This is a genomic window from Paracoccus yibinensis, assembly GCF_030846195.1.
Taxonomy (GTDB): Bacteria; Pseudomonadota; Alphaproteobacteria; order Rhodobacterales; family Rhodobacteraceae; genus Paracoccus; species Paracoccus yibinensis.
The window spans coordinates 1-10,231 of sequence record NZ_JAVCWH010000038.1 but is presented as its reverse complement, the minus strand read 5'-3'; the positions used below and the strand labels follow the sequence as shown (position 1 = coordinate 10,231).

The window sequence follows — 10,231 nt, the reverse complement described above, 5'->3', positions numbered from 1 at the left end:
TCTCATCCGTGGTTTGGGGGGTATAGGGTCTGGTGGTGCGGCGAATGACCTTGAGTGTCGCGCAGGCGCGTTCGAACGCCTCGGCGGTAAAGCAGGAGCCGCGATCCGTCAGCACATGCGTGATCCGGAAGGGGAAGGCTTTTTGTGCCTCAGCGAGAAAGGCGACCGCATTGGCGGCGGTCTCGGCGTCGTAGACGGCGAGATGCACGAAGCGGGAGAGCGATCGATGGCCACATAGAGGTAGCGCTTGCGCACGTCACCGTCGGCAGTCCGCAGCTTCGGCAGGGGTTTGACGTCGATATGGACATAGCCGAGATCATAGTCCAGGAAGCGCCCTTGTCCTTTGACAGGCAGGGTTGATGGCTTTGGGAGGGCGCCCGCAACCAGACAGCTAGGTGTTCAGTCCCGGCATTTGGTGGATCGGATTGACGATGAATCTGTCTGCCTCTGAAGTCCAGATGATGTATTCGTAGGGCGTGAGGCCATTGAGAGTCTTGAGCCGACGAGCGAAGTTATAGGCTGCGATGAAGTCGTCGAGATGCGTTCGCAGCTGATCATGATTGTCGTAATGGAAGCGTTTGACGGTTGCTTCCTTGATCGTGCGGTTCATCCGCTCGACTTGGCCGTTGGTCCAGGGATGCCTTACCTTTGTCTGCCTGTGCTCGATCCCATGCTCACGGCCCACGCGGCCAAAGATGTGCTCGAAGGCGGTCGTGTCGCAGCTCCGGTTTGCGAACTGTATGCCATTGTCAGTCAGCACCTTATGGAGCCGGTAGGGAACTGCGGCAATCAGGTCGCGCAGGAACTGGGCTGCAGCCATCTTGCCGGCCTTCTGGACAAGGCGGACGAAGGCGAACTTGCTGGTTCTGTCAATCGCCACAAAGAAATACAGCTTGCCTTGGCGGTCTGCACTTCGGCGATATCGATGTGAAAGAACCCGATAGGGTAACGCTTGAACTTCTGACGTTTTGGCTTGTCGCCATCCACATCCGGCAGGCGCGATATTTCATGCCGTTGAAGACAGCGATGCAAGGCCGAACGCGTCAGATGGGGAATGGATGGTTGCAGGGCATAGAGGCAGTCGTCCAGCGGCAGCAGCGTGTGGCGCCTGAACGCCACGACCATTGCTTCTTCCTCCTCATTCAGTACCGTTGAACGAGGCTCCTTGGGCCCGGTCTTCAGATCCTCCACTGTGGCCCGCTTACGCCATTTTGACAGGGTCTTGGGGTTGATGCCCAACTCCCGGCTCAGTGACGCGGTCGAAGCTTGCGATCGCTGTATTGCTGCTCGGATGGCGTGCGTGGTCGTGGCGCTCCCGTGACGAACTTGGCCCATAATGCCTCCTTCCATTCCCAAGAAAGGATCGCACCATCAAACCGTGGGATCAAACACATAGAACCCGCAGGAGATAGATATGAACCGCTGGTCACCGTCGCGTGAATTTGGCACAAGCTGGCAACGGCGCATAGAGAGCACATAACCTGCCTTGACAACGTCATCATAGCACTTTTCGGAATTACTCTGCTTTTCAATGGTAAAATTTCTCAAATCGACGAGCGGTCGAGGAGCAAGCTGGGCCACCTTTGGCTTTGCAGCCAGCTATAGCATCCGGCTCCTGTCTACCCTGATCCTGACGCGTCTTCTGACCCCTGACGTCTTCGGCCTGATGAGCCTGGCTTGGGTTTTCATCGGTGCTATCTCTATGCTGAGCGATATTGGGACCACCCCCTCGATCATCCGCAGTCCCCGCGGCGACGAAAAGGTGTTCTTGGACACGGCTTGGACCATCCAAGCCGTACGGGGGCTGTGGATTGGAGGATTGACGCTGCTGATCGCTTGGCCTGTGTCGATGCTTTACGACGAGCCGCAGTTGTTTGCGATCCTCTGCGCCGTAGCCGTCATGCCAGTGATTAGCGGAATGAATTCGATCGCAATGGCGACTTGTCGCCGCCACATGCAACTTAAACACCTGACGCTGCTCAGCATGTTCAGCCAGATTTTTACCACGCTCGCAAACGTGGTCTTTGCTTGGTGGTTGCAATCGGTCTGGGCGCTGGTCTTGGGTTCTATAGCTGGCACTCTGTTCAGCTTTCTTCTTAGCTATATCTGGCTACCGCGCTATCGCCCCAAGGTGATGTTCGACCGCAGCGTCATGGCTGAAATCGTGACTTTCGGGCGCTGGATCCTTCTGGGAACGCTGTTCACCTATATGAGTGGCAAGGGGGTGACCGCAATCATGGGTTTCGAGGTTTCGGTCGAGATCTTGGGCCTAATTACTGTTTCCTCGACCCTTGCTTGGGCCTTAGGCGATCTGGTGGGACGTGTTCTGGACCAAGTGGTTTTTCCAACCCTGTCACGGTTGTACCGTGAGGGGAAGCCGTTGAACCCTCCAGTTAACAAGATCAAGAAAATCAGCTTCTTCGCAATCCTGCCTAGCTTTCTGGTCCTCAGCCTTGTCAGCCAGCCGCTGATCGATCTGCTTTACGACCCGCGCTATGCATTGGCAGGAAGCTTCCTATCCATTGCGGCGCTGAACGGAGCCATCGGCATTCTGCCAATGCCCTATCAGAATGCGATGCTAGCAGCAGGCAACAGCCGTGGCCATTCGATCGTCATGGGAGTGACTGCGGCGTCACGCATCCTGTTGATGCTTGTCGGCGGGTATTCCTTTGGCATTTACGGCATGCAGGTCGGACTGGGTTTGGGCGGTCTTGTAGCTTGGGCGGTATCCATCCTGTTGGCGCGCAGGACAGGGATTGGCAACTTGGCATACGACCTGATTTCCCTTGCCACTATCTTGCCGGTCTATACCTATGCACTGATGACGGTGGCGCCCGTGACATCTTAGTTGCCAATTCAGATTGATGTCCTATCGCAACCAACTGCCGAGCCCCTGCTTCCCTGAACGGATTGGAAGCTTCATGAGGATATTCCATGACAAACAAAAAAGTGGTTTCTCCAATCAACAAAGAGATGGCGGATGTTTATAGATCCTCTATCGAAAAAATCCGAGGAAACGCACAAAGATATTCATTAGTGGACTACCCTGCACACAACAATATTGGGGATTCAGCAATATGGGTGGGTGAGAAAGAGGCTTTAACAGAAATTTTTGGAAAAGGCCCCGATTATGTCGCTTCTCATCAAGATTACAGAGATGACATAGAGAAATTTTGCAAGGATGGAGTTGTTTTTATTCATGGAGGAGGAAATTTCGGTGACCTTTGGCTCAACCATCATGAGTTTCGCCTTCGGATCATCAAGAATTACCCTTATAGGAGGATTGTTCAGCTTCCACAATCAATCCATTTCTCTGGGCCGGAGCATATTGAGAAAACGAAGTCAGTGATTGGGGAGCATAAGGATTTTCATCTCTATGTGCGAGATCAAGCTTCTTTCGACTTCGCAACTAAAGAGTTGGACTGCCCAGTTTATCTAGCGCCTGATGCGGCACATTGCATTCGCACCTACATCTCGGAAACTTCCAAGCACAAAATTTTTTCTTTGGTCAGGACAGACAAGGAAAGCCTGATTCCCGATCTTTATGACTTACTTTCCTCATATGGGCCGATATCAGATTGGAAAAATATTGATGAGTATTTTTACAAGGATGAAAACATGTTGGATGGCTTCTTTCGTCGCCGCATCCAATACAAATTTTCTTCTTCAAAACTCATGATGCGCTACAGGTCCAGAATTTATAACCGCAAGGCCGAAGAAGCCGTTGCGAACGGAACAAGACTTCTATCAAAGGGAAAATTGGTCATATCTGACCGTCTTCATGCTCATATAATCTGCTGCCTGATGGGGAAACGCCATATCTCCATAGATAATGCAAACGGAAAGGTTCGGGAGTACATTCGGAAGTGGGGCAATTTCGGCATAACAGAGTTAGTGGACTCGAAGGCGTCTCTCTTGGCCAAAATTGAAGAAATTCAAAAGGCCTCTCCATAATAAGCCAAGGGTCTTCTTCTCATGCTTTTCATTGTTAATTTTCTAGGAAAATGCATCGATTACCAAATGTGGCTCCCTGGGAGAAATGGCGGAACTGAGATATGATGTTGGACATTTCCTGTGACGCGGTGCGGCTGTCTGTGGCCATGCCGGTTTATAATGCGGCGCGATATCTTCCGGCCGCGCTGGACAGTGTTCTGGCTCAAAGCTTCCAAGACTTCGAACTTTTGGCCCATGATGATGGCAGTCAGGATAACAGTTGGGCCATTCTGACTGACTATGCGTCCCGAGACTCTCGGCTCCGCATCAGTCGAGGACCGAACCAGGGCTTGCCTCGCACACTGAATCAGATGATTGAGCGCTCTTCAGGCGAATTTATCGTACGCTTCGATGCCGATGATCTCTGCTTGCCGGACCGCTTTGAAAAGCAACTTGCTCAATTCAAACGCGACCCCGATCTGATCGTTTCAGGCGGGGCAGCGCAGATTATCGACGCGGACGGGCGACCCATCTCGGTCAAGTCGTTGCCGCTAACTCATGAAGAAATTGATGGGTATAACTTGGAAGGCCAAACCTCCTTCCAGCATCCCTCTGTCATGATGCGCCGGGACGCAGTGTTAGCTGTCGGTGGATATCATCCAGATTTTCATGGCGCCGAAGATCACGATCTTTGGCTGCGCATGGGCGAAATTGGGCGGCTCGAAAACCTGCCGGACGTGCTGATCAAATATCGTATCCATGATGACAGTATCAGCAGCACCAAGCGCGACTTGCAGCGCAAGTTGTGCCTGCGCGCCTGCGAGGCTGCCTGGCAACGCCGCGGTATCACGGACGGACGTTTCGAATATCAGAATTGGCGGATGGGCGAGGACGCCCCGTCCCGCCTTGCCTTCACTATCAGCTATGCTTGGCAGGCGTGGTCACACGGCTATCGAGGCACCTGGCGTCATTATGCGCTGAAAGCGCTGCGCCAGGCGCCGTTGTCGAAGGCGGCCTGGAACGTGGTGGTGGCCGGTGCGCTGCGCCGCCCTCCGATGGAGCGGTCTCGTGGCTAAGGTCTCGGTCGTGATGCCCGCGCGCAATGCTGCCGCTACAGTAGTGGAGGCGCTGAACTCGCTGCGCGAGCAGGCACATCTGGCCGAGATCATCCTGGTCGATGATGGATCTACCGATGACACCGCAGCGCGCGCTGCAGCCTTGGGGGATGCCCGGATCCGCATCCTGCCTGGTCCCCAAAGCGGCATATCGGCGGCACTTAACATGGGTTTTCTCGCCGCCCACCATCCGCTTGTCGCACGTTGCGATGCGGACGACCTGTACCTGCCCGGTCGCTTGAGAACCCAAGTCGATTGGCTTACGCGCTATCCAGACCATGTTGCTATTTCGGGTGGGTTTCTCAGCCTAGATGGACAGGGCAGAGCGTTAGCCCGGCTGGCAGCCGATGGTTCCGCGCGTGAAGTAACCGGAGATCTGCGGTTAGGCCGGGTTCTGACTCATCTATGCACTTGGCTGATCCGCCGCGAGGCGCTGCTGCAAACCGGGGGCGCTCGATCATGGTTCGAAACTGCCGAGGATGTCGACTTACAGTTCCGTTTGGCGTTTTTGGGGCCGATCTGGCACCTGCCCGAGCCGGTTTACGGATACCGGCTGCATGACGGTTCAATCACGCATAGTCGACGCACGGCGCAACTGGCTTTTTATGACGCCGCTGCCCGCAGCTTTGCCGAAGACCGCGCCAAGACTGGATCCGATGCGCTGGACAGGGGGTGTCCGCCCGTGGTGCCGGATTTCCTACAAGACAGTAGCAAGATGAATGCTTCTGCCCGGCAAATAGCAGGGCATCTGGTCTCGCAGGCATGGCGAGACCATGCAGTTGGTCATCGGCGCGCGGGGTTAAAACTAATGCTGCGAGCTGTAGCTCAGGATCCTCGCACGGCCAGCAACTGGAAGGGATTGGCAGTTATGCTAGCCAAGTCGCTACTCCCCAGGAAGACTTAAGATACTTCTATCAGACATGGCGATCTTCAGCGCCCGCAGGTTGCCGGCCCCGTGGCGACGCAGGCAGCGGTCGAGTTCCCGAGCGCGAGACATGCGGGTTGAGGAACTCGCGCACCACCGCGAGCAGGTCGTCGAGCGGCAAGAGCAAGGCTTTGCAGAGTGCAACCGCGACGGCCTGCTTCGCGCAGGCGTCAGCGTCGTCTGCAAGCGGTGCGGCGTGTGGCTCCGGTCGTGGACGTCGTCGCGACCCCGCCATTTCCAGACCGTCTGCTCGGAGATCCCGTAGCGCTCGGCCACCCGCCAAGCCGGTTCGCTGCTGGCCTGGATCGCGGCACGGATCTTCGGCGTCGTCGTCGCCTGCTTGTGCAGAGAGATCAGCATGCTCCCACTCCCTCCCGAACATCGCGCAAGATCGACCTTGCCATGAACAGGGCAGATCGGCGAGGGTCTATGTGATCATCCGGGATGGAACAACTAGGCAGTCCCAACTCTCCAACATTCGCCGAGCGCATTAGGCGCTTGCCCAGCGTACGCCAGCCAAGACTTCAGATCAGCAGCATAACCTGAGCAGAGCCCGCTGAGTCAATACACCACTAATTAAACCCCACCATTATTACGGATGTCGATTATTTTAAATGGCGACGGTCATTTTTAGAAATGCGGTTAGCGGCAGCGTATTCTAGCTTACCCCATCCAAGTCTTCGTCCTATACCGCGTGTGACAGGTGCTATTACGCCATGCCGTTGGAAAAGATGTCTCCATACAGCAGCCTTACTTTGTAGCCATAAACGCTTTCTGCTAACGGGGCCAAGGTGCAGTAGCGGAATTCCACTACGCTCATAACCACACCCGTCCCAGAAATTGCCAGCGCGTGTTTCTACTAACTGAATGTCATATTTATTTAGTTTCTTTTTCCATTGAAAAGCCAGTTTGGGATCAGGAGCGCTATAGGTTGTATGTGATGGGTAAGACAGCATGTTGCTGTCATATGTAATTCCTAAGAAAGTACAAATTTTTTCCAGTTCCCGTTCTGGCTCGGTAACTAGATCCTCATAGCGCAAAACATGCTTCGGAACGTTTGGATGGTTGTTGGCAAAGGTTCGCCAAGACTGTTCAGTTTCCAACCAAGGATCAAGTCCGTGATACAGGTTACCTGCCCATCCCATGCCAATGGATGATCGAGCTACATCTCTCGGGTCACGCAGTAATCGTATTACTCTTAGATCAGGCAAAAGATGCGCACAAATCGACAAATGCCGATGCAGCATAAGAACAGGCACTCCTCCGCTATGTCGGCCGATTTGATCAACCATATCCATAGCTGCGGCACTTCCATCTAAATTGTTGTTTATGCGTATAGGGCTGTCTTGGTATATGCGGTCAGCGTTGAGAGATCGAAAGTCATATTTCCAGGAATTTTCTTGTGAATGAACATGATCAAAAATGAAATCTGATTCTCCTATAACGCTCAACAATGGATGCCCATTTAGCATAAGGCGGATCATTGTAGTCCCGGATCTCAGAGGTCCGTAAACTATAACTGGCGCTTCATTATTGAATTTCAAAGTTTTTCTCCACTTGTGACGCTCGGCTATGTTGATTTTCGATGGCCATATTACGTTTTTACCTTCTCAAGCCAAGCTTGTATCATTAGAACGCACCAGAGCTGCGCACCCCAGTTAAACTGTTCTGAAAGATGTTCGCGCCACATATTGCTAATCAGGTGCGAATCAAAGTTGCCCTCTCGTGCGATCCGTGTTGAATCTAGCAAGTCACCGGCCCAGTCTCTCAAACCGGCTCGCAACCATAGGCCTATGGGAACTTCGAAGCCCATCTTCGGGCGCTCAATGAGTGCTTTCGGAACGTATCGATAAAGTACCTGACGTAGAGCCCATTTGGTCTGGCTACCACGCACCTTCTGATCCTCCGGTAGTCCCCAAGCAAACTGAACCACACGGTGATCGAGAAACGGTGCTCGAGTTTCTAGTGCCACGGCCATAGTAGCGCGATCCACCTTGGTCAAAATATCGTTAGGAAGGTATGTTAGCATGTCGAGCTGCATCATCCGTTCTATATCAGACAGTGCTCCACGCAGAGGCATGTTACCTGACAAAAGGCTAGAAGGAGATGTGGCATCAGGAACCGCGGCTTCTGGAAATCTCCAGACCGAGACCATCATCCGGTGTAGGTCTTCCAATTGAGACTGGGCAGCGTAACTGGCTAGCCTATGCAAGCGTTGTCCGATAGGCTCCTTACCTAACAGCGTCGGGATCAACGGCGCCAGTGCCGTTGTTATTGCTCCGGCCGGCATGCCGCACAGTGCCTGCGCGCCTAGGCGCCTCAAAGGCATGGGCAAGGCGCGCAACCTGCGGCGCAGAGTCACTGCATGGCGATAGCGCCCATAGCCACCAAATAACTCGTCTCCTCCATCGCCTGACAGCGCCACGGCTACATGCTGCCGGGCCAGACGCGCGACTAGGTAGGTAGGGATCTGCGAGCTGTCTGCGAAAGGTTCATCGTAAATCTGCGCCAGTTGTGGCACTACGTCCATCAGTTCCTGGTCGGAAACATAAAGATCGGTGTGATGCGTGCCCAAATGCGCGGCTACGGCTTGTGCATGTTGGGCTTCGTCGTAGCGCGCCTCGGGAAAGCCGATCGAGAAGGTATGTACAGGGCGGGCGGATTGACGTTGCATCAAGGCGACAATGGTCGAACTGTCGATACCACCGGACAGGAACGCGCCCAACGGCACGTCCGCCATCTTCTGTTCTTCGACCGCTTGCGTCAGCAGGATCTCAAGTTCGTCAACGACCTGTTCGTCAGAGCGGCGCTGTGGCTTGGGCAAGGCAGCAATAGAGGCTCCGTCCCAGTAGTAATGCCGCTGAATCTTTCGGCTAGCAGGATCGATCCGAACAATCTCGCCGGGACTAACCTTGCTAATGTCTTCATAAATTGAACGGTCTTCTCCCACGTTGCCGTAACGCAGAACCTCCAGCAGGCTGCTGCGCCTGAGACGCCCCTCGAAGCGCGGATGAGCCCGCAACGCCTTGAGTTCGGATCCGAACAGAAATACCGCCTCTGAACCCGTACCCTGCCAGCCAAAGTAGAGTGGCTTCTCGCCGAGGCGGTCTCGGGCCATTGTTAAAGATCGGGTTTCTCGGTCCCAGATCGCTAATGCAAACATGCCGGTCACCCGTGTCAAGGTTTGCTCAATTCCCCACAGGGCGATACCCGCTAGCAAGATTTCGGTGTCGGATGTGCCACGCCATGCCGGCCCGCGGCCACTTAAATCTATTTCGGCGCGCAGATCGGAATGATTGTAAATCTCTCCATTAAAAACGAGAATATAGCGCCCATTAGGAGAGGCCATGGGTTGATGCCCAGCCGCCGTCAGGTCCACAATCGCCAAGCGCAAATGCCCAAGTGCAACGCCCGCCTTTGCATCAACCCAATGGCCCCGGCTATCTGGCCCCCGATGAGCAATTGCCAACATCATCGCCTCGATTGTGGGGATAGGATTGGGGCATGCGCCGGGCTGCCAAAGATATCCAGTAATGCCACACATCAGGAAGCGCAGTCAAAAAAATAACCAATATTTTTTCTTGAATAATCTCCAAAACACGAAGCTATCTTGGCAGCTGCCAAATAAGAGTCATACTCGATATAAGTTATTTTTTGGGATGCCAACCCTGTAGGAAATCCAAAGTCGTCGGAGGGTTGGTTTATTGCGCAATTTGAATATTTCGCGTCTTTCAAATGAACCAAAGAACAGCCCCCCTTTTGGCCAATTTGACTGTCTGAAACGTAAAGAGAAGACGCCGTGAAGTACATTTAAGCTACCAGTTAGTAGGCGAACCATTTCATCATTAAATTCTTGTGATCGCAATATCCTCTCGGTTCGGCACGAGCAGAAACCTTAAGCTGTGTCAAACTGTGACAGATGCCGGAAGGCGGCTGAACATGCAGGTTTCCGGCAGCCAATTGGCACACCTTGGACCGGCGTTGTGGCGGAACTCGCCCGAGCGAGGCTTCACGCGTGGTCTGCAGTCGATTAAGCGTCCTCGCATGACGAAGCCTGAAGCTGTCCGATACCGCACAACGAACTGGAAATCCTGCAATGATGTCCTGGGGGCGGCGCGGATCGCTGCTGATCTGGCTGGACAAGGACATGGCGTGGCTGGCAAACACGGCGCGGCGGCTTGGCCGCCTGTGTTCTCCGATGCGGCAATCCAGTTCTGCCTGATGGTGAAGGTGTTGTTTGGTCTGCCGCTTCGGCAAT

The 10,231-nt window shown here is 54.0% G+C and carries 6 protein-coding genes and 4 pseudogenes; 5 read left to right on the top strand and 5 right to left on the bottom strand.

What is annotated here, in order from left to right:
- Both RAH32_RS20845 and RAH32_RS20840 read right to left on the bottom strand, forming a co-directional pair.
- Positions 1-369: pseudogene (locus RAH32_RS20845) on the bottom strand (DDE-type integrase/transposase/recombinase); the annotation flags it as partial.
- Between the two features lie 22 nt (positions 370-391).
- Positions 392-1,335, bottom strand: a pseudogene (locus tag RAH32_RS20840) (IS481 family transposase).
- A gap of 196 nt (positions 1,336-1,531) precedes the next feature.
- On the opposite strand from RAH32_RS20840, the gene RAH32_RS20835 reads away from it, so the two are divergent.
- The 4 genes from RAH32_RS20835 (at position 1,532) to RAH32_RS20820 (ending at position 5,952) form a co-directional block, all read left to right on the top strand.
- Positions 1,532-2,848, top strand: a complete 1,317-nt coding sequence (locus RAH32_RS20835) for an oligosaccharide flippase family protein (RefSeq protein WP_306610321.1) — start codon at positions 1,532-1,534, stop codon at positions 2,846-2,848.
- 86 nt (positions 2,849-2,934) lie between these two features.
- Complete coding sequence (locus tag RAH32_RS20830) at positions 2,935-3,954, top strand: polysaccharide pyruvyl transferase family protein (protein ID WP_306610320.1); 1,020 nt, start codon at positions 2,935-2,937, stop codon at positions 3,952-3,954.
- 101 nt (positions 3,955-4,055) lie between these two features.
- Entirely contained in the window at positions 4,056-5,009 is a 954-nt protein-coding gene (locus RAH32_RS20825) for a glycosyltransferase (protein ID WP_306610319.1), read from the top strand.
- Positions 5,002-5,952, top strand: coding sequence for a glycosyltransferase family 2 protein (locus tag RAH32_RS20820; RefSeq protein ID WP_306610318.1), 951 nt, complete (start codon positions 5,002-5,004; stop codon positions 5,950-5,952). Before RAH32_RS20825 ends, RAH32_RS20820 begins: the two co-directional genes overlap by 8 nt.
- A 24-nt stretch (positions 5,953-5,976) precedes the next feature.
- Here RAH32_RS20820 and RAH32_RS20815 read toward each other — a convergent pair.
- The 3 genes and pseudogenes from RAH32_RS20815 to asnB form a co-directional block, all read right to left on the bottom strand.
- A pseudogene (locus RAH32_RS20815) lies at positions 5,977-6,333 on the bottom strand (transposase family protein); the annotation flags it as partial.
- A 245-nt stretch (positions 6,334-6,578) separates the two neighbouring features.
- On the bottom strand, positions 6,579-7,517 hold the full coding sequence (locus RAH32_RS20810) for a sulfotransferase family protein (RefSeq protein WP_306610317.1): 939 nt from the start codon (positions 7,515-7,517) through the stop codon (positions 6,579-6,581).
- A gap of 50 nt (positions 7,518-7,567) precedes the next feature.
- A complete protein-coding gene (asnB, locus tag RAH32_RS20805; RefSeq protein WP_306610316.1) occupies positions 7,568-9,517 on the bottom strand; it encodes an asparagine synthase (glutamine-hydrolyzing) in 1,950 nt (649 codons plus the stop codon).
- 500 nt (positions 9,518-10,017) lie between these two features.
- On the opposite strand from asnB, the pseudogene RAH32_RS20800 reads away from it, so the two are divergent.
- A pseudogene (locus RAH32_RS20800) lies at positions 10,018-10,231 on the top strand (transposase); the annotation flags it as partial.